This is a genomic window from Maritalea sp. YIW29 (assembly GCF_057219265.1).
In genome coordinates, this window is sequence record NZ_JBXVVF010000002.1 from 730,013 (window position 1) to 750,577 (window position 20,565).

The 20,565-nt window shown below is 48.8% G+C and carries 16 protein-coding genes; 14 read left to right on the forward strand and 2 right to left on the reverse strand.

Annotation, left to right across the window (positions count from 1 at the left end; all coding sequences use genetic code 11):
* Positions 1-73: 73 nt before the first annotated feature.
* The 13 genes from AC2D8L_RS12780 (at position 74) to AC2D8L_RS12840 (ending at position 17,060) form a co-directional block, all read left to right on the forward strand.
* Positions 74-2,254 (forward strand): primosomal protein N', encoded by a 2,181-nt coding sequence (locus tag AC2D8L_RS12780; protein ID WP_484685869.1) that lies wholly within the window; start codon positions 74-76, stop codon positions 2,252-2,254.
* Positions 2,255-2,531: 277 nt separating this feature from the next.
* Complete coding sequence (locus tag AC2D8L_RS12785; RefSeq protein WP_484685870.1) at positions 2,532-3,092, forward strand: F0F1 ATP synthase subunit delta; 561 nt, start codon at positions 2,532-2,534, stop codon at positions 3,090-3,092.
* Positions 3,092-4,624, forward strand: a complete 1,533-nt coding sequence (gene atpA / locus AC2D8L_RS12790) for a F0F1 ATP synthase subunit alpha (RefSeq protein WP_484685871.1) — start codon at positions 3,092-3,094, stop codon at positions 4,622-4,624. The genes AC2D8L_RS12785 and atpA overlap by 1 nt, the downstream gene beginning before the upstream one ends.
* 33 nt (positions 4,625-4,657) lie before the next feature.
* Positions 4,658-5,533 (forward strand): F0F1 ATP synthase subunit gamma, encoded by an 876-nt coding sequence (locus tag AC2D8L_RS12795; RefSeq protein WP_484685872.1) that lies wholly within the window; start codon positions 4,658-4,660, stop codon positions 5,531-5,533.
* A 19-nt stretch (positions 5,534-5,552) separates the two neighbouring features.
* Positions 5,553-6,983, forward strand: a complete 1,431-nt coding sequence (gene atpD, locus AC2D8L_RS12800) for a F0F1 ATP synthase subunit beta (RefSeq protein ID WP_484685873.1) — start codon at positions 5,553-5,555, stop codon at positions 6,981-6,983.
* A gap of 15 nt (positions 6,984-6,998) precedes the next feature.
* Positions 6,999-7,415, forward strand: a complete 417-nt coding sequence (locus tag AC2D8L_RS12805; RefSeq protein WP_484685874.1) for a F0F1 ATP synthase subunit epsilon — start codon at positions 6,999-7,001, stop codon at positions 7,413-7,415.
* A 283-nt stretch (positions 7,416-7,698) separates the two neighbouring features.
* Positions 7,699-10,224, forward strand: a complete 2,526-nt coding sequence (locus tag AC2D8L_RS12810) for a methyl-accepting chemotaxis protein (RefSeq protein WP_484685875.1) — start codon at positions 7,699-7,701, stop codon at positions 10,222-10,224.
* A 245-nt stretch (positions 10,225-10,469) separates the two neighbouring features.
* Positions 10,470-12,575 (forward strand): methyl-accepting chemotaxis protein, encoded by a 2,106-nt coding sequence (locus AC2D8L_RS12815; RefSeq protein WP_484685876.1) that lies wholly within the window; start codon positions 10,470-10,472, stop codon positions 12,573-12,575.
* Between the two features lie 246 nt (positions 12,576-12,821).
* Positions 12,822-13,187: a methylglyoxal synthase gene (locus AC2D8L_RS12820; RefSeq protein ID WP_484685877.1), complete on the forward strand. Its 366-nt coding sequence runs from the start codon at positions 12,822-12,824 to the stop codon at positions 13,185-13,187.
* Between the two features lie 104 nt (positions 13,188-13,291).
* A complete protein-coding gene (locus AC2D8L_RS12825) occupies positions 13,292-14,062 on the forward strand; it encodes an ABC transporter ATP-binding protein (RefSeq protein WP_484685878.1) in 771 nt (256 codons plus the stop codon).
* Positions 14,059-14,763, forward strand: coding sequence for an ABC transporter ATP-binding protein (locus AC2D8L_RS12830; RefSeq protein WP_484685879.1), 705 nt, complete (start codon positions 14,059-14,061; stop codon positions 14,761-14,763). The genes AC2D8L_RS12825 and AC2D8L_RS12830 overlap by 4 nt, the downstream gene beginning before the upstream one ends.
* Before the next feature lie 15 nt (positions 14,764-14,778).
* Positions 14,779-15,774, forward strand: a complete 996-nt coding sequence (locus AC2D8L_RS12835; RefSeq protein ID WP_484685880.1) for a branched-chain amino acid ABC transporter permease — start codon at positions 14,779-14,781, stop codon at positions 15,772-15,774.
* Entirely contained in the window at positions 15,771-17,060 is a 1,290-nt protein-coding gene (locus AC2D8L_RS12840; RefSeq protein ID WP_484685881.1) for a branched-chain amino acid ABC transporter permease, read from the forward strand. The genes AC2D8L_RS12835 and AC2D8L_RS12840 overlap by 4 nt, the downstream gene beginning before the upstream one ends.
* A gap of 71 nt (positions 17,061-17,131) precedes the next feature.
* Here AC2D8L_RS12840 and AC2D8L_RS12845 read toward each other — a convergent pair whose 3' ends face one another.
* Together AC2D8L_RS12845 and AC2D8L_RS12850 are read right to left on the reverse strand one after the other, a co-directional pair.
* The gene (locus AC2D8L_RS12845; protein ID WP_484685882.1) at positions 17,132-17,725 is read right to left on the reverse strand and encodes a class I SAM-dependent methyltransferase; all 594 of its coding nucleotides are present in this window, start codon (positions 17,723-17,725) and stop codon (positions 17,132-17,134) included.
* 94 nt (positions 17,726-17,819) lie between these two features.
* Positions 17,820-19,028, reverse strand: a complete 1,209-nt coding sequence (locus tag AC2D8L_RS12850) for an ABC transporter substrate-binding protein (RefSeq protein ID WP_484685883.1) — start codon at positions 19,026-19,028, stop codon at positions 17,820-17,822.
* 178 nt (positions 19,029-19,206) lie between these two features.
* Here AC2D8L_RS12850 and AC2D8L_RS12855 point away from each other — a divergent pair, with 178 nt between their 5' ends.
* Positions 19,207-20,325 (forward strand): glycine betaine ABC transporter substrate-binding protein, encoded by a 1,119-nt coding sequence (locus AC2D8L_RS12855; protein ID WP_484685884.1) that lies wholly within the window; start codon positions 19,207-19,209, stop codon positions 20,323-20,325.
* Positions 20,326-20,565 lie beyond the last annotated feature (240 nt).

Genomic DNA, 20,565 nt, shown 5'->3' on the forward strand with positions numbered 1-20,565 from the left:
TTGAAATCGGCCTCGTTTTTTTGCCTGTCCCGTTTTAGGCTCAATGTCTAATTCGATTCTAAAAAGGTACGGAATGGGTCAAATCTCCCCAGATGTGGTTTCAGTAATGGTCAGCGTTGCTGTTGATGGACCTTATTCTTATCGGGTGCCGGACGGAATGGATGTCGTTCGCGGCTCTGTTGTGCAGGTGCCGCTTGGGCCGCGCAAAGTCACTGGGGTCGTTTGGGGCGAACCAAAAGACAAATTCGCCCATAATCGATTGAAAGACATCGATTTGGTTTTCGACACGCCACCACTGACCGAAGAGTTGATGAAGTTGGTCGATTGGATCGCCAAATATACATTGGCGCAGCCGGGAATGGTGTTGCGGGGTGTATTGCGGTCCCCCGAGGCATTTGGTCAGGACAAGCCAATTGCGGTTTATCGTTTTACTGGCGAATTGCCAGATCGCATGACAGGTGCTCGGCAACGGTTAATCGATGTGATGGAAGATGGGTTCGCTTGGCAAAAGCGTGCGTTGATCGGTGAGAGCGGGGTCAGCCCAACTGTCATTGACGGGTTGGTGAAACTTGGGGTGCTTGAGCAAAGTTTCGTGCCGCCCCCACCAATTGTGCAACCACCAATTCCTGATCATGCGCCGTTGCAACTTAATGACGAACAGCAAGCGGCGTTGGCACTGCTTCGAGAACACAAGCCAGATGAGTTTGGTGTTGCGCTTTTGGATGGGGTGACAGGTTCCGGCAAGACAGAAGTGTTTTTTGAAGCCGTGGCGGACTGTTTGCGGGCTGGGCGGCAGGCGGTGATCTTGCTGCCAGAAATTGCGCTGACCAATACATTTCTCAAGCGGTTTGAGGATCGGTTTGGTACCCGCCCAGGTGAATGGCATTCGGATATGACGCCGGTGCAACGGGCCCGGATGTGGCGGGCGGTAGCACAGGGTAAAGTACAGGCCGTTGTCGGCGCGCGTTCGGCTTTGTTTTTGCCGTTCCCCGATCTTGGCCTGATCGTGATTGATGAGGAACACGATACAGCGTTCAAACAAGCTGATCGGGTGAATTATCACGCGCGGGACATGGCCGTTGTGCGTGCTCATCTGTCCAAGGCCCGGGTGATATTGTCTTCTGCGACCCCATCGGTTGAAAGCCGAAACAATGCGGAACAAGGCCGGTACAAACATGTGACCATGTTGGGACGTTTCGCGGATGCGAAAATGCCGGACATTACGGCCATCGATATGAAAGAGGATGGACCAGAAAAAGGCGAATGGATTTCACCAAGGCTGGCGCGCGAGATTTTTTCTGCACTGGACAAAAAGGAACAGGTTTTATTGTTCCTCAATCGGCGTGGCTATGCACCGCTGACGCTTTGTCGGGATTGCGGATATCAATATCAATGTCCGGATTGTTCGGCCTGGCTGGTGGAGCATCGGTTCCGGGGCGTACTTTCTTGTCACCATTGCGGACATGAAGTGCAAAAGCCAAAACAATGTAAGGAATGTGGGGCAGACGATTCGCTTATTCCTATCGGTCCGGGCATTGAGCGAATCGCTGAAGAAGCGGCCCGGCGTTTTCCGGATGCGAAACGGGTCATACTTTCGTCGGATATGGGCGGAATTGCCGCAGCACGAGAGCGTTTTGAAGAAATTGCCCGCGGTGATTATGACTTAATCATCGGCACGCAATTGGTCGCTAAGGGACATCATTTCCCCAAACTCAATTTGGTGGGCGTGTTGGACGCGGATTTAGGGTTGGCCCATGGTGATCCTCGGGCTGCAGAAAAAACATTTCAAATTCTAACACAAGTTACTGGCCGCGCTGGACGAACTGGCAGGGCCGGCCGCGCGTTCCTACAAACCTATGTGCCTGAACATGCAGTGATGCAGGCCATGGTGCGCGGTGACAGGGAAGCGTTTTATAAGCACGAGCTAAAGGCCAGAGAATCGGTTGGTTTGCCGCCGTTCGGACGTTTGGCGGCACTTATTGTATCTGCAACAGAACATGATGTGGCGTTTAATCACGCGCGAGGATTGGCGGTAATGGCGCCAAAGGCGCCGGATGAAATGAAGCTAAAACTGTTTGGTCCCGCAGATGCACCCGTTGCCATGGTGCGGGGGCGACACCGGGTCAGACTGCTTGTGCAAAGCGACAAACAGTTCGATTTGTCCGCTTATGTGCGGTTTTGGCTGAAAGAGGGACCTAAAGTCACTGGAAATTTGAGGGTGCAGGTCGATATTGATCCGATGAGTTTTTATTGAGATACAGACGTTTTTGATCAAATTGGTTCAATCTGTGGGTAAAATCCGTAAAAATTCACCTCGATCCATAAAAAAGCGCTTGCGACAAATGAGTCTACCCAAAATTAGCCAAAGGTCTATTGCACGGCCTAAATGCTTGTGGTAGACGGTGCGCGATAGCTGAGGAGGGCATTAGTGCCAGCCTCCAAACACCATGAAAATTCCCGCCGGTTTGCAGGCAGTTGCTTGCAAGGGATTGGTAAGGCGAATTTTTGCAATTGATTGGGGTATAGAGGCTTTGAGCGCACAAAACTCGGTTCTCGTTACAATCGCCCGTCCTTACGCTTCTGCGCTATTTGATTTGGCGCAGGAAGCAAAAGACGTTGCGGGTGTTGAAAAGGCTTTTGATGGCCTTTTGAAATTGATCGATGGCAGCACAGAATTTTCTGACTTTTTGAAAAGCCCAGTTGTTTCGGGTGACGATAAAAGTGCTGTGGTTGTTGCCTTGGTCAAAAAAGCCAAACTAAAAGGCATATCAGCGAATTTCTTAAATCTAGTGGCAAAAAACCAACGTCTGTTTGCTTTGCCGCAAATGATTTCACAGTTCAAAGCGCTTGCTGCACAGGATCGGGGTGAAGTACACGCCGAAGTAACCTCTGCTCAGCCGCTTTCGAAAGCACACCAGGACAGCCTTGCTAAGGCTCTAAAAGAGAAAATTGGTAAGGATGTCACGCTTGAGCAGCATGTGGATGCTGATCTTATCGGCGGGCTAATCGTTAAGGTTGGTTCTCAGATGATCGATTCCTCGCTCAAGACGAAATTGACAGCCATGAAGATCGCCATGAAAGAGGTCGGCTAATGGATATTAAAGCTGCAGAAATTTCTGCCATTCTCAAAGATCAAATCAAAGATTTTGGGAAAGAGGCGCAAGTCTCAGAAGTAGGGCAAGTTCTCTCCGTTGGAGATGGTATTGCTCGTGTTTACGGTCTTGATAATGTTCAGGCTGGTGAGCTCGTTGAGTTCCCTGGCGGCATTAAAGGGATGGCGTTGAACCTTGAAGCTGACAATGTAGGTGTTGTTATCTTTGGTTCTGACCGTGCCATTAAAGAAGGCGACACTGTTAAACGTACCGGTTCAATTGTTGACGTTCCCGTTGGCAAAGAATTGCTCGGTCGCGTTGTTGACGGTTTGGGTAACCCAATTGATGGTAAAGGCCCAATCAAGTCGAAAAACCGTAAGCTTGTTGATGTTAAGGCCCCTGGCATTTTGCCACGTAAGTCTGTGCATGAGCCAATGTCTACTGGTTTGAAATCAGTTGATTCAATGATCCCGATTGGCCGTGGCCAACGTGAATTGATCATTGGTGACCGTCAAACAGGTAAAACAGCGATCCTTTTGGATACGTTTTTGAACCAAAAGCCTGCACACGCTGGTGATGACGAGAACGAAAAACTTTATTGTATCTATGTAGCTGTTGGCCAAAAGCGCTCAACTGTTGCTCAGTTCGTGAAGACGCTAGAAGATGCTGGTGCGATGGAATATTCTATCGTTGTTGCTGCGACCGCTTCTGATCCAGCTCCAATGCAGTTCTTGGCACCGTTTACCGGCTGTACAATGGGCGAATATTTCCGTGATAATGGCATGCATGCTGTGATCGGTTATGACGATCTTTCAAAGCAAGCTGTGGCTTATCGTCAAATGTCGCTTCTTCTTCGTCGTCCACCTGGACGTGAAGCTTATCCTGGTGACGTGTTCTATCTTCACTCACGTCTACTTGAGCGCTCAGCCAAGTTGAACGAAGATCACGGTTCTGGTTCTTTGACTGCTTTGCCGATCATTGAAACACAAGCGAACGACGTTTCTGCATATATTCCGACAAACGTGATTTCGATCACCGACGGTCAGATCTTCTTGGAAACTGATTTGTTCTTCCAAGGTATCCGTCCTGCTGTGAACGTTGGTTTGTCAGTGTCTCGTGTGGGTTCAGCGGCTCAGATTAAAGCAATGAAGCAAGTTGCCGGCTCGATTAAGGGTGAATTGGCCCAATATCGTGAAATGGCTGCGTTTGCTCAGTTTGGTTCTGACCTTGATGCGGCGACGCAGAAAATGTTGAACCGTGGTGAACGTTTGGTGGAGCTGCTTAAGCAACCACAATTCTCACCGCTTAAAACTGAAGAGCAAGTTGCTGTGATTTTTGCGGGCGTTGAAGGCTACATCGATACAGTTAGTGTTCGTGACGTTCAAAAGTTTGAGCAAGGTTTGCTTGGCGCATTGCGCTCTAAGCACCAAGATTTGCTTGATACAATTGCAAAAGATAAAGCACTTTCTGACGACACTCGTGAGAAATTGCATTCAGCGATTGGCGATTACGCCAAGACTTTTGCAGGTTAAGCAACTTAGGTTTTGACAAGGAGCTGAGGTGCTATGCCCTCATTGAAGGACCTGAAAAACCGGATATCTTCGGTCAAGTCGACCCAGAAGATCACCAAGGCAATGCAAATGGTTGCAGCTGCAAAGCTGCGCCGTGCGCAAGAGAATGCTGAAAGTGCCCGGCCATACGCTGAGCGCATGAATGATGTGCTTGCCGGTTTGGCCGCGGCCTATAAGGGCCGTGAAGGTGCACCGCAGCTACTTGGTGGAAACGGTAACGATCAGACACATTTGCTTATTGTCGCATCCGCGGAACGTGGTCTTTGCGGCGGCTTTAACTCATCAATTGCACGGCTTGCCCGTGATCATGCGAATGAGTTGATTGCACAAGGCAAGGCAGTCAAAATTCTTTGCGTTGGCAAAAAAGGACATGACGTCTTAAAGCGTTTGTTCGCTGACCAAATGGAAGATCTGATCACTTTGCGTGAAGTGAAACAAATTGGTTACACCCACGCAAAAGACATTGGCGATCGCGTGTTGGCAATGTTTGACGCTGGTGAATTTGACGTAGCGACGTTGTTCTATTCAAAGTTTAAGTCTGTAATTAGCCAAGTGCCAACCGCACATCAGCTTATTCCAGCTTCCTTTGATGATGAGCAAGCATCGGGTGAAGCAACCAACTACGAATATGAGCCAAGCGAAGAAGCTATCTTGGAAGATTTGTTGCCACGTAATGTGTCCGTGCAAATTTTCCATGCGCTACTTGAAAATGCAGCTGGTGAAATGGGTGCCAAAATGTCCGCGATGGACAATGCGACCCGTAATGCTGGCGACATGATCAACAAGCTTGAAATTAGCTACAACCGTCAGCGCCAAGCTCAGATCACTAAAGAATTGATTGAAATTATCTCAGGCGCAGAAGCGCTCTAAGAAGAAACGAGGACAGACCATGGCTGCAAAAGCGAAACAGGTCGGACGAATTGCGCAAGTCATTGGCGCGGTGGTAGACGTTGAGTTTGACGGCGCACTACCGCCAATTCTTGGCGCACTCGAGACAGAAAATAACGGCAACCGGATGGTATTGGAAGTCGCCCAGCACTTGGGTGAGAACACAGTACGCACCATTGCGATGGACACTTCTGAAGGGCTCGTTCGCGGGCAAGAAGTTGTCGATCTAGGTACTGCCATTACTATTCCAGTAGGCGAAGAAACTCTTGGCCGGATTATGAACGTAATCGGTGAGCCGATTGACGAAGCTGGTCCGATCAAAACCAAAGAAAAACGCGCAATTCACCAAGAAGCACCAGATTTTGTTGAGCAATCACCAGAAGCTGAAATTCTTGTAACCGGTATTAAGGTTGTGGATTTGTTGGCGCCATATGCGAAGGGCGGTAAAATCGGCCTCTTCGGTGGTGCTGGTGTTGGTAAAACCGTTCTTATTCAAGAATTGATCAACAACGTTGCGAACAATCACGGTGGTTATTCTGTGTTTGCGGGCGTTGGTGAGCGTACACGTGAAGGTAATGACCTTTACTGGGAAATGATTGAATCGGGTGTGAACCAAGAAAAAGGCGCAAAAGGTTCTAAATGCGCGCTTGTGTTTGGTCAGATGAATGAGCCCCCAGGAGCCCGTGCTCGTGTGGCTTTGACTGGTCTAACAATTGCGGAACAGTTCCGTGACGAAGGCCAGGACGTGTTGTTCTTTGTTGATAACATTTTCCGCTTCACCCAAGCTGGTTCAGAAGTGTCTGCTTTGTTGGGCCGTATTCCTTCAGCTGTGGGTTACCAGCCTACATTGGCGACTGACATGGGTGCCATGCAGGAGCGGATTACAACAACATCAAAAGGTTCTGTTACTTCAGTGCAAGCCGTTTACGTGCCTGCCGATGATTTGACCGACCCTGCGCCTGCTGCAACATTTGCTCACTTGGATGCGACGACCGTTTTGAACCGTGCGATCTCTGAAAAGGGTATTTACCCTGCGGTGGATCCATTGGATTCAAACTCGCGTCTATTGGATCCACAAGTTGTGGGTGAAGAGCACTATCAAGTGGCTCGTGACGTTCAAGAAATCCTTCAGCGCTACAAATCATTGCAAGATATTATTGCGATTTTGGGCATGGACGAGCTTTCTGAAGAAGACAAACTTACAGTGGCACGTGCCCGTAAGATTGAGCGCTTCATGTCTCAGCCATTCCACGTTGCGGAGATCTTTACCGGAACGCCTGGTATCTTTGTTGGACTTGAAGACACCGTTAAAGCGTTTAAAGGCTTGGTTGCTGGTGAATATGATCACCTTCCAGAAGCTGCATTCTACATGGTTGGCACAATCGATGACGCCGTGAAGAAAGCGCAAAAACTTGCAGCGGAAGCTGCGTAAGGAAACGAGGGTTTAATGGCCGACGGCATTAAAATCGAAATCGTTTCACCAGAAAACCTGGTGCTCAGTGAACAGGCATCGTCTGTCACGGTGCCAGGTGCTGATGGCTACTTTACCGTAATGGGCGACCATGCGGCGTTGATGACAACGTTGAAAGCGGGTTTTGTAACTGTGACATCTGGTGGTTCTGAAAAGACCTATTATGTGCAAGGCGGTTTCGCCGATGTTTCTGACGCGGGCTTAACTATTCTTGCTGAACAAGCGAAGTCCGGCGCGGACTTTGACCGTTCTGAACTGGACGCTGCAATTGTAAGTGCGCAAGAAGCACTTAGTGGCGCAACAACAGATCAGGCAAAACAAGAGGCGCAAACCGCCCTTGATGGTTGGAAAAACCTCATGCTTGAACTGGATGTAGTGGGTTTGCCTAACTAATCTCTATAGCCAGAATTAATAATTGAACCCGCATATTTCGATATGCGGGTTTTTTTGTGGAATTTTGAATTGTTCGAAAAAGTTGATCAATGCGTTATTGGGCCACAGTAAGAAGGCGTTAACCGCTTTCTCGGTAAACATATCAAGTACAAGATGTATGTTGCCGACTTTTTTGAAGCCATTGCCGATCACGAATCTTTCCATTTTAGATTCCAGTTGGCCAGCAGTCTTGTACCAAAAGGACGACGTGCGGGGGTCCGCGCGTGGCTAAAGGGGTAGATAAATGAAAATATTGTCGCGGTTACAGATTTCGCAAAAGCTTCCAGCATTGGTCATTGGCAGCGTTGTTGCAGTGGGGTTGGCGCTTGGAACCGCTAGCGTGTTGGTTGGGTCCAATCTGATTGAACATGCAGAATATGAAAAGCTAGAAACAAGCGCTGCAGCTCATGCACATGAGCTGGAAATTTACATCAAGAATATTGCCAGCGATCTTGAACTAACGGCTCATAACCCTTTAACGATTTCGACCTTGAAGTCTTTTAATGAGGCTTGGGGCAAAATCGAGGGCGACAAAACAAAGACCCTTCAGTCTGCCTATATTGACAAAAATCCAAACCCGTTGGGCTCCAAGCACTTGCTTGACGAAGCAAAGACCGGCACGGATTATGACAAAGTGCATGGCGAAATTCACCCCCACTTCCGCGAACATTTGGAGCGTTGGGACTTTTACGACATATTCCTGTTCAACGAACAAGGTGAGCTGGTTTATTCCGTCTATAAGGAATTGGACTATGCCACAAACTTTAAGACCGGCGGCGGACAATGGGCTGATACGGATCTCGGAAATGCCTTCCGCGGGGCAATAGCCTTGAACAAGGGCGAAGAACTCTTCCTCGACTTCAAGCCATATGCGCCAAGCGCAGGTGCACCGGCAAGCTTTATGGCAACGCCGATCTTTGATGGCAAAAAACGCATTGGTGTTCTCGCCTATCAAATGCCGATTGATGCAATCAATGAATTGATGAGCAGCAATGCTGGTTTGGGCGAGACCGGCGAATCTATTATTGTGGGTGAAGATCATTTCTTGCGAAATGACTCTCTCTTCACTGAGGAGAACGATACTTTAACAACTGAATTTAAAGACAACGCAATAGATGCTGCAATTAAGGGTTCTCCAACCCACGGAGAAATTAGCCATTACAGAAACATGCCGATGCTTATGGCCGCCGCACCGTTTGAGTTCCATGGGATACATTGGGCAGTTGTTGTGGCGCAATCTAAAGCTGAAGCGCTTGCATCGGTTAGTACGCTACAAATTACAATGGCTGGGCTTAGTGTTCTCCTGCTATTGATCATCGGAACCGTGGGATGGTTGTTTGGCAGAGCAATCACTGGACCAATGACAAAAATGACCGACGTCATGGGTTCTCTGGCTGCAAATGAACTCGATGTGGTTGTGGAAGGTACTGAACGAGAAGACGAACTTGGCGGTATGGCCCGAGCTGTGGAAGTCTTCCGTGAAAATGCGGTCCGGGTTTCTGAGCTAGGTGTTGAAGAAGCTGCACGTCAGAAAGCAATTGCAGAACGAAACGCAATGATGAGCGACCTCCAGCAAGGACTTGGCGTCGTTGTTGGCGCCGCAGCCGCTGGCGACTTTTCTCAGCGGGTCAGTGAAGATGTGGCTGATGACGAGTTGGTAAAACTTGCACGCAGTGTGAACTCTCTTGTTGAGACGGTAAATCGCGGCATTCGCGACACCGGCGAAGTTTTGGCTGCATTGGCCAATACGGATCTGACCAAACGCATGGACGGCAGTTACGAAGGCGCGTTCTTACAGTTGAAAAACGATACCAACCGTGTCGCCGATCGTTTGACTGATGTGGTCGGCCAGTTGCGCGGTACATCTTCAGCATTGAAGAATGCCACAGGCGAAATTCTGGAAGGCGCAAATGACCTTTCTGAACGTACAACCCGGCAGGCCGCGACCATTGAAGAAACATCTGCGGCAATGGAACAACTTTCTGAGACCGTGCTTGAAAACGCAAAAGAGGCTGATGCGGCGAGTGAAATTGCGGACAAGGTTCGCAACACTGCAGAAGAGGGCGGCGATGTTATGCGCCAAGCCACTGAGGCAATGGGTCGTATTACGGATAGCTCTAGCAAAATCTCAAACATTATCGGCATGATCGACGACATTGCTTTCCAAACGAACTTGCTTGCCTTGAATGCCTCAGTTGAAGCGGCCCGAGCCGGAGAAGCTGGTAAAGGATTTGCGGTTGTTGCGGTTGAAGTTCGACGTCTGGCGCAATCAGCGGCCCAAGCTTCATCTGAAGTGAAGGTTTTGATTGATCAATCGGTAACTGAAGTTGGCGGTGGCACGAAACTTGTTTCCCAAGCCGCAGACAATCTTGAAGTGATGTTGGAAGCAGCACGCCAAAACAATGAGTTGATGGTTTCAATTGCGCAGAAGAGTAAATCGCAAGCCTCTTCAATTGAGGAAATCAACACAGCGGTCCGCGAAATGGATGAGACCACCCAACACAATGCGGCATTGGTTGAACAGACCAACGCAGCCATTGAGCAGACCGAAGGTCAAGCCAATGAGCTGGATCGCATTGTCGATGTATTTGTGACCGCAACTGGAGGAACACCACGTCTTCCGGTAGGCGCCGACAACAAAGTGCCAAAAGAGCTTCCTGTGGATATCGGCATTAAAGGCCTGCAGCAAAAAGCGGCAAGCGTAGCGAAAAAATACCTAAGCGAGGGTAGCGCAGCGGTTGATGTGGATGCAGAATGGAAAGAATTCTAATCCATTAATCTTCAATTTTGAGAATTGAGGGCGTCGCAATTTGCGGCGCCCTATTTCGTTTCAATGGCGATAAAGCGATCCCACGCGCGACGCGCGCACCAATGCGCCGTTTTGCGTGGTTAATTAACAGTTACATTTTCTCTTAAAGTTGAATTTACTAAGATGATTTACACTTGCGTCAAATTAGAATTACAAAAGGGGTGCGTTAAGTCCGTACTTGTACCAATACTTAACGCAAAATAAGAATGGCAAAATCAAATCGATTTAAGCTTGGCCAGCCAAAATTGACCACATCGATTGCCTTATTCGTTGTTGTAAGCATCGCGACGACAATTGCTGCAGTTGGAATACCCATCTATTTTCAAGTTTCAAGCGATGTGCTCAAGCATGCTAAAACGTCACAATTGGCGAATATGCGCACCACGATTGCGGTACTTGAAACTCAAATGCCCGGTTCAGAAATGGCACGGGACGAGTTTGGCGAAATCACAACCATCACAACTTTCCGCATGCCGAAACTGCGTACAGACGATATGGTGGATTCGATCAAGAATATCACAAAGGAGCCTGCTTCCTTGTTGCGGTTTGACGCTGAACAGGAAGGGTTTGTTCAGTTCACCACGACTTTGGAAATCGAAGAGGGCGTTCGAGATAAAGAATATGTTTTAGATGCAACTCATCCTGCTTTTGCAAGCCTAATTGCAAATGAAAAGTTTGCGGGTGAGGTGAATATTCGCGGCATTGACTATTATGCTGTCTACCAACCGATCCAGAACAAAAAAGCAGAAGTTGTCGGCGCCATTTTCGTTGGTGCGCCAATTTCGGAATTCGCTGGTGAAATTTCGCATCTGCTTGAGCTAATCCTACTTGTCTCTGTCATTGTGCTTGTGGTTGCAAGTATTGTCGCGGTTGTTGTTTCTCGGATCTTGATGGGACCCATTCCACGGATTTCTCAGGCAATGACTGAAATCGCTGACGGTGATTTGGAATATACAGTCCCCTTCACCAACCGCACGAACGAGCTCGGCGAAATGGCACGGGCCGTTGAAGTGTTCCGGGAGAACGGTCTTCGGGTGAACCAAATGACCGAGGAAGAAAAGATCGCCGAGCGTGAGCGGACATCAGAACGCGCCAAGATGATGCAAGATTTGCAGCAGGCGTTTGGTGCAGTGGTGGACGCTGCGGTGGCAGGTGACTTTTCCCGCCGGGTGGAAGCCCAGTTCCCAGATGAGGAACTGAACCGTTTGGCCCATGGGGTGAACGAGCTGGTGGAAACTGTTGATCGCGGTGTCACCGAAACCGGTGAGGTGCTTTCAGCTCTTGCCAATACCGACCTCACCCAGCGGATGGAAGGGGACTATCAAGGCTCGTTCCTCCAGCTCAAGAACGACACCAACCGGGTGGCGGATAAGCTGACCGAAGTAATCTCTAGCCTTAGAGATACGTCCGGATCGCTTAAACAAGCCACCGGGGAAATCCTATCCGGTGCCAATGATCTTTCTGAGCGCACCACCCGTCAGGCAGCTTCGATTGAAGAAACTTCTGCCTCTACCGAGCAATTGGCAGAAACAGTGCGGGACAATACAGAACGGGCAAAGCAAGCGCAGAACTCGGCTGATGAAGCCAGTGCGGTTGCTGAACGCGGTGGTCAGGTTATGAGCGAGGCCAATGAGGCCATGCAGCGCATTACAGCCTCTTCCAATAAGATCTCTGACATTATCGGCATGATTGATGACATTGCCTTCCAAACCAACCTGCTGGCGCTTAACGCCTCTGTTGAAGCGGCACGTGCTGGTGAAGCGGGTAAAGGCTTTGCGGTTGTGGCGGTTGAAGTACGTCGCTTGGCCCAATCCGCAGCGCAAGCATCTTCAGAAGTGAAGGCTCTCATTGATCAGTCTGTTACCGAAGTGAATGGGGGCACCAAGCTTGTTGCTCAAGCCGCAGAGAACCTTGATGGTATTGTGGAGAGCGTTAAGGGGGTGACCTCCCTCATGGACGAGATCGCACGTGAAAGCCAAGAGCAGGCCAATGCGATTTCTGAAATCTCGACCTCCGTCCGCGAGATGGACGAGATGACCCAACACAATGCGGCTCTGGTTGAAGAAACCAATGCAGCTATTGATCAGACAGAGAGCCAAGCTTCTGAACTTGATCAAGTGATCGAGCAGTTCCGTCTTGATGCCAACCACGTGGTTGCTCCACCTACAGAGCAAACTGCACCAGAACCACAAGAAGAACCACGCCAAGAACAGCGTCAAGACGCTCGGGCATTGCAACAACAAGCAGCAGGGGCATATCTAAGCCAAGGCAATGCAGCTATTGATACAGATGCTGAGTGGAAAGAGTTCTAGATAAAAGTTTACCTACGACCTCACCGCGTAACATCAAGACCGTTCGGATGAAATGCCGAGCGGTCTTTTTTGGTGCATCAGCCGCAGGCGAGATTGCGGTGGTCTAGTTTCATTAGGGACTGATTGATCAACACTCAGTCTTGGACGACTTGGCATTTCCTTCATTGGCATTTCAGCCCACTTTGCTATATCTAGTTGGTAGTTGTAGTTAGGGGGCAGGTCGACAAAATTTGACCTGATGCGTATATGAAGAAGTCGATTGGGCTTGTCGCACATGACGACAAGAAAGAGCTTTTGGCACAATGGTGCGCAAGTCATCAACAAAAACTGACCTCCCTTGAACTCTTTGCAACTGGAACAACCGGTTCGCGGATTGTGGAAGAAACAGGGCTCGACATCACCCTGCTGAAGAGTGGGCCATTGGGTGGCGACGCCCAGCTGGGCGCCATGATTGTCGAAAACAAACTTGACGGTTTGATTTTTTTCATAGATGCCCTGACCGCAATGCCGCATGACGTAGACGTTAAAGCATTAATTCGATTGGCGACGCTTTATGATGTGCCTTTCGCATGCAATCGATCAACGGCTAATGCGGTGCTTGGATTGTTCTAAAGGCCTAGGGAGGTATTGATTGACCAATAGGTCGGTTTTAGGGCAGTTTAACTAAAAATATAAACTCCGAAAAAAGGGGAATATACGGGGTGGAAAAAGAAAACATGATTGAGGTCAGGGGGGTCTCCAAAAGTTTTGGAGGGTTAAAGGCCGTATCTGATTGTTCTTTGCAAGTTGAAACGGGGTCGATCACAGGGTTGATTGGTCCCAATGGCGCGGGCAAAACCACGCTTTTCAACATTGTTGCGGGGAATTTACCGCCTGATGAAGGCCAAATTATCTTTAATGGTGAGGATATCACCGCGTTAAAACCGCACGAACTTCATGCCAAAGGCATGTTGCGCACATTTCAGATTGCGCACGAATTTTCGCACATGACTGCGTTGGAAAACTTGATGGTCGCCGCGGCTGATCAGCCTGGCGAAAGCTTGTTTCAATCTTGGTTCAGCGTTCGCCATGTGACCGAGTTTGATCACGAAGTGCGCAAAATGGCTTTGGATGTCATCGATTTCTTGCATCTTAGCCACGTCAAAAACGAGTTGGCGGGCAATTTATCTGGTGGGCAGAAGAAGCTTTTGGAACTCGGTCGCACCATGATGACCGATGCAAAAGCGGTGCTGCTCGATGAGGTTGCTGCTGGTGTGAACAAGACTTTGCTCAAGGATTTGGCAGGCAATATTCAGCGTATGAATAAAGAGCTTGGCTATACATTCTTTGTGATTGAACATGACATGGATCTTATTGGCGAATTGTGTGATCCGGTGATCGTGATGGCCCAAGGCACAAAGATTGCTGAAGGGCCGATGGAAGAAATCCGCAACAATGCTGAAATCGTCGAAGCCTATTTCGGTACAGCTGTGGAGGCCGCATCGTGAGTTTATTAGATGTCAAAGCAGTGCATGCCGGCTATGGCGGTGCGCCGATCCTGAATGGCGTGGACATGGCCATCGATCGCGAAGATATTGGGGTTATCGTTGGGCCAAATGGCGCAGGGAAATCCACCACATTGAAAGCCATCTTTGGCCTTTTGCAAGTGACAGAAGGCAAGATCGTCCTTGATGGGGTTGAGATTGCAAACATGCTTCCCGATAAGCTGGTACCTTTGGGGCTAAGCTTTGTGCCGCAGGAATTCAATGTTTTCACCGACATGACGGTCCATGAAAACTTGGAAATGGGTGCATATATTCGCAACGATGATATCAGCGCGACGCTGGATTACGTTTATGAGATGTTTCCGCCGCTTAAAGACAAGCGCCGCCAAAAGGCAGGTGAGTTGTCAGGCGGACAACGGCAAATGGTGGCGATGGGACGCGCCTTAATGAGCCAACCCAAACTACTATTGTTAGATGAACCTTCTGCTGGGTTAAGCCCACGCTATATGATGGAAATCTTTGAAACAGTAGTGAACGTCAATAAGTCCGGTGTGGGCATATTGATGGTGGAACAAAATGCCCGCCAAGCACTTGAATTTGCCTCAAAAGGCTTTGTGTTGGCAGGTGGCAAAAACCGGTACACAGGCACCGGGCGGGAGTTGTTGGATGACCCAGAAGTCGCCCAAAGCTTCCTTGGCGGTTAGTGGGGATCTAACGCAATGAATGAATTTATTTTCTTTTTGAACAAAGTTGTCATTTCAGGGGCAACGCTCGGGTCCGTTTACGCGCTCGGGGCTGTGGGGGTTACGCTGGTCTTTGGCATTTTGCGCTTTGCGCACTTTGCCCATGGCGACATGATGACGTTGGGTGCCTTTATCTCATTTATGCTGGTGGGCGTGTTTCAGGCCATGGGCATTCAAACAGCGTTGCCAACAGGTTTTATTGTTTTGCCGTTTGCGATGGCAATTACCGCTGGTTTGGCTTTGGCAATTGATAAAGGATTTTATCAACCCTTGCGGGCCAAGGGCGTGAAAACAGTAACGCTGCTTATTGCCTCGATCGGGGTAACGTTGATGCTGCAGGGTCTGATCCGTCTTTTCGCGGGCACAGGCACACGCAGTTTCTTTGAAAACGAAACAAAGGATCTCTTTCGGCTTAAACTGCCAATTGAGGGCGTACGCCGTTCGATCAACTTTTCCGAGCCGCAAGTTCTGGTGATTGTCACGACAATTCTGACGGTGCTTGCTTTGCATTTCTTCTTGACGCGTTCAAGAACAGGCAAGGGCATGCGGGCAATGGCGGACAATCCGAGCCTTGCGCAAGTATCCGGTATCAACACAGCCAAAGTTGTGCGCGCGACATGGATTATCGCTGGCAGCTTGGCAGCGATGGCGGGCACGATGCTAGCCCTTGACGTGATTTTGAAGCCGGATCTAGCCTTTAACATCGTGTTGCCAATCTTTGCGGCAGCGGTTGTGGGCGGTTTGGGCCACTCATATGGCGCGATTGCCGGTGGGTTCTTAATCGGATTTGCAGAAACAATGGCGGTGTTTAACTGGTCGATTATGTTCCGTGGGTTCGACAATTTACCTGACTGGTTCCCGAAAGACCTTTCACTGGTGCCAACCGAATATAAATTGACGGTTGCATTTGTGATTTTGGTGGTTGTCTTGCTGGTTCGTCCGCAGGGTATCTTTAAAGGAGCATCATCATGATTAGACGCGATGCAATTTTGTTTGCTGGCCTTGGCGTGTTAATTTTGGCGCTTGCGGTTTGGCTTAAGATCCCGACAACAATTCAATTGTTGGTCACCGCTTCTGCCTATGCGTTGATTGCGCTTGGGCTCAATGTGCAATGGGGATATGCGGGCCTGTTCAACTTCGGTGTGATGGGCTTCTTGATGGTGGGTGGCGCGTCCGTTACCTTTGTCTCCTATCCACTCAATGATGCATTTTGGTCTTCTGAAGGACCATTTATGTTGTTCAAAGCTCTACTTGCAGCGATTGCTGGGGGTGCTTTGATCTGGGGTGTAACTCGAATTCCGAAATCGGGCAGCCTGAAAAAGCTTCGCGGATTTTTGTTGGTTGTTGCATGGGCTGTTGCTTATGTCGTTTACCGCTCTCAGATCGATCCGGCAGCTCGTTTGATTGAAGCTGAAGCCGACTTTGTGGGTGGGCTTGGCCTGCCAGCAATCTTTGGCTGGATTTTTGGCGGCATCATGGCCGGCATTGTTGCCTATGTGATTGGCAAGGTTTGTCTTGGTTTGCGAACTGACTATCTCGCGATTGCCACCATTGGTGTTTCTGAAATCATTCGCGCCCTGATCAAAAATATGGATTGGCTTACAAGGGGTACGTTGACCGTTTCTCCTGTGCCATGGCCTTCACCATTGCCAGCGGATGTTACCGCATCAGGGATCGCTGATCCAACCATGGCGATCATTTTGGCACGTTCAGGTTTTCTTGCCATTACGGTGTTGTTTATTGCGGTGATCTTCTTCTTCCTGCAACGCGCATATGAGGGACCTTGGGGCCGGATGATGCGCGCAATCCGGGACAATCATGTTGCGGCCGGTGCAATCGGCAAAGACGTGGTGAAACGCGAACTGGAAATTTTTGTGTTGGGTGCCATCCTTATGGGAATTGGCGGGGCGATCTTAACGTCCTATGTTCAAATCCTGGACCCAAGCGGTTACCAGCCGATCAACCATACATTCATTGTTTGGGTGATGATTATTGTTGGTGGCGCGGGGAACAATTATGGCGCGCTGTTTGGCGGTGTGTTCATTTATATTGTTTGGACCATTTCAGAGCCAGCGTCGTTGATCTTGTTCTCATTCATTAGTGAGATGTCCGATGGGGCGGGTATTGGTGCGATCCCAGATATTGAATCTCGGGCATTGCAAATGCGCGTGTTTGTTTTGGGGATGGTGATTACGTTCGCCCTGCGCTATGCGCCTCAAGGCATGATACCCGAACGGGTACGTAAAGAAGAAGGCTGATTAATCAGTTTGTCTTTATTGAAAATTTAAGTGCCGCTCCTTTGATCTGGAGCGGCATTTTTGTATGAGTTTTAAGCTCTCGCCGTTACCCAAAGTACGTTATAAGCAGTGCCATCGTGGCCGATGCCGCCTTTGCCTTCAGAAATATTAAAGCTCGCCCAAGGGGCGGCGCTTTGAAATTTTTGATTAAGGGCTTCCTGAGTTGGTAAATTGTAATAGCGATCCAGCTTATCGCGTCCTGCGCCATTACCACTTTTAAAGCTCGCCATCAGCAAGCCGCCCGGTTTTAGGGCCTGATGGATGGCCTTAACAATATTGTCGAGTTGATCCCATGGGGCATGAAGCAAACACATATTGGCCCATATGCCATCATAGAGCTGTATGTCATCTAGTTCATCAAACAACATCACCTTGGCGCGATCACCAAGTCGCTCAATGGCGTGTTTTGCAAGTGCTGGGTTGCCTTCGGTGGCGGTGATATCAAAACCGCTTTCTAGCATATGAGCAGATTCTAAACCCGCCCCGCATCCAAGTTCAAGTATGCGACCACCTTCTGGAATTTGACTGACAAAGTGGGCCAGCGTTTTGGACGGTTGGGTTCTTTTGGCAGCGTATTCATCAGCATTTTCAGCGTAGAATTTAAATGTGGTTGGATCATATGACATGAGCCGACATTAGCTGAATTTCGCGCCATAAAAAAGACCCGATGCGGGTGCACCGGGCCTAATGTTGTTGTTCGCGTTAAAGCGACTTGTTCGATTATTCGGCTTGGCCGAGTTCAACCCAAGTGCCGCCTTTAACAACCATTTCAACGATTACGCCAGCAACGTCGCCAGCTGCGTCGAATTCGTGGCTGCCGCCGCCGCCTTCATAGTTGATGTCTTTGCCTTCAGCGATAAGCTTTTTAGCTTTTTCCCACTCGCCTGGAACAATGACTTCACCTGGGGCAGTTGCAACTTCACGAAGTGCTTTGTTCAAGCCTTCACGGTCAGTTGAACCATGCTTTTCAAACGCAAGAGCAAGCATAAAGGCCGCATCGTATGATTGCGCGCCAAAGGCAGCAATCGGGTCTTGACCAGCAGCAGTAGCAAGATCAGCATACACTTGTGTACCAGCTGAATCTGCACGGCCCTGACGTGTGCCAATCATGCCTTCAACAGATGATGCATCGATACCTGTTAGTAGGTCATCAGCGATCATGCCGTCACCACCGAAATATACTTCAAAGTCACCAGACTCGATGGCCTGACGAAGCATTGTTTGGCCTGAACCAGAAGCATAAGCCAATACAACCAGGTTTGGTGAGCCGCCAGCAGCCAAAGAACCCAATTCAGCGCGATAGTCTGATTTGCCTTCTTCGTGTGCTTCGTTAACGGTCACATCGCCACCGCCTGCAGTGTAAGCTGCGGCCAATGCGTCGGCGAAGCCTTTACCATAGTCGTTGTTCACATATGAAATGGCGATGTCGTTGATGCCTTTAGCAAGCAACAAACGCGCTACAACTTCACCTTGGTAGCTGTCTGATGGGCCGGCGCGGAACAATAGATCATTGTCTTCCACAGTGGTAACCGCTGGTGAAGAAGCTGATGGAGAAACCATCACAACGCCAGCTGGGATTGCAGCAGTGTTAGCAGCTGAAATTGTTGCACCTGAACACATGGCACCAACAATGGCGTGTACGCCATCAGCGTTGATCAAGCGATCAGCCGTGTTTGCAGCTGCGGTTGCATCGGCACAAGTCGAATCACCGATGGTGAATTTTGCTTCGCTGCCGAGAATGCCGCCTTGCTCATTAATATGCTGAATAGCAAGTTTTGCAGCATCACCCATTGGGGGTGACAATGTTTCAAGTGGACCCGTAAAACCGAACATAATGCCGATATTTACGCCTTCAGCCATTGCAGGTGATGCAACGCTAAGTGATGTTGCTGCCACTGCGGCTGTAAGTGCTGTTTTTAAATGACGCATAATTTCCCTCTGACTAGTTCGTCTTCTAGTTTTTTTGACCTAAATTATTTGCCAGACTATTCTGGCGACATTAGGTTCATGCGAGGTCGTTTTCCTCCCCCGCCTAATCTCAACAATACGCATTTTGGAAAAAGAGTCACCCATTTTGATGCAAATTTACCAAAGATCATGCAGCTTTATGTCATTGTTGGTTAAGTTTGGGCGCGGTGACAAGCGATCTGACAATCCAAAGTTAATTCATTTGCTTAGCATTGATTGCCCGACAATCGAAAAACGATCAATTAAGAAGAAGAGAAGTCATATTTCCATGTTTGGTTGGTCGGTCTTGTTAAAAGTGCGTGCGCTCATATCAATTGTGTTATTTGGCCTGGTTGGAGCTGGTTCAGGCTTTGCCCAGGATCAATCCGCCGGCACAGGTTGCAGCGGCAAAGAAATTGTTATTGCAGATCTGCAGTGGCCTTCCGCATCCATTCTCGCCCATGTCCATGCCCGTTTGATTGCAGACCATCTAAATTGCAAGACCAAGGTCGCACTGATGGATATCGATAGCGCTGTGACCACGCTTAAGACAGCACAAACCCCTGCATTTATTCCAGAATTATGGATTACCCACGCCACCGAACGCTGGAACCAAGTGCAAGAGGCTCGGGCCGGGTTTGGCGCGGGCAATAGCTTTGATCGTTCAACGCTCGAAGGCTGGTTTTCCGCAGCGAAGCTGGTTGCAGATTTTCCGCGATTGAAAAACGCTGAGAATTTGAAGGAACTTCAAGAGCTGTATCAGCTCGACAGCAAACCTGACTTTATTTCTTGCCCCAGAGAATGGGGTTGCGCGATTCTGAACCGTAATATGCTCAAAGCGCTGGGACTATTTGATACGTTCAATATTATTGAACCGACGGACCGGTTGATGATGGACCAATTGATCGGTCAGGCACTTTCGAAGAATTCGCCGAGTGTATTTTACTATTGGCAACCAAACGCTATGCTAAATGAGCTTGATTTGGTCCAAATTGACCTCGGGATTTATGACAATAGTGCATATCCTTGTCTTGGTCGGGCTGAATGTTTGCAATTAGTTCGGAGTAACTTTGTCGAGGAACAAGTTAAAATAGTTCTGGCAGATTGGGTGCGCGGAGATGCACCGGAATTGTTGCCTTATTCCCGAAAAGCAGTGATGCCGATTACTATTATGAATTCTTTGTTGGCCTGGCAGGTTGAAAATAATGCGTCTGCACAAGCTGTCGCAGATCATTTTTATGCAAGTTATGACACGAGTTGGAATAGTTGGGTGGAATAGCGATATAAGTATATTTCATGAATTACTAAAGTAAATATCTAGCGATACCCAAACATCAAATAAACAAAATTTACAATTTCTGAATACAAGCTTTATCAGATTGTATGGATGTTAAATACATGAGATATATTTAATTAATACAAATTCGCAGTATTGCCGTTACTTTCCCGTTTTGTTCGCAAAATTTTGTTTGCGAAAATTATTTGACGCATTAGTTTTGCCTGATTATGCTCCGGCCAA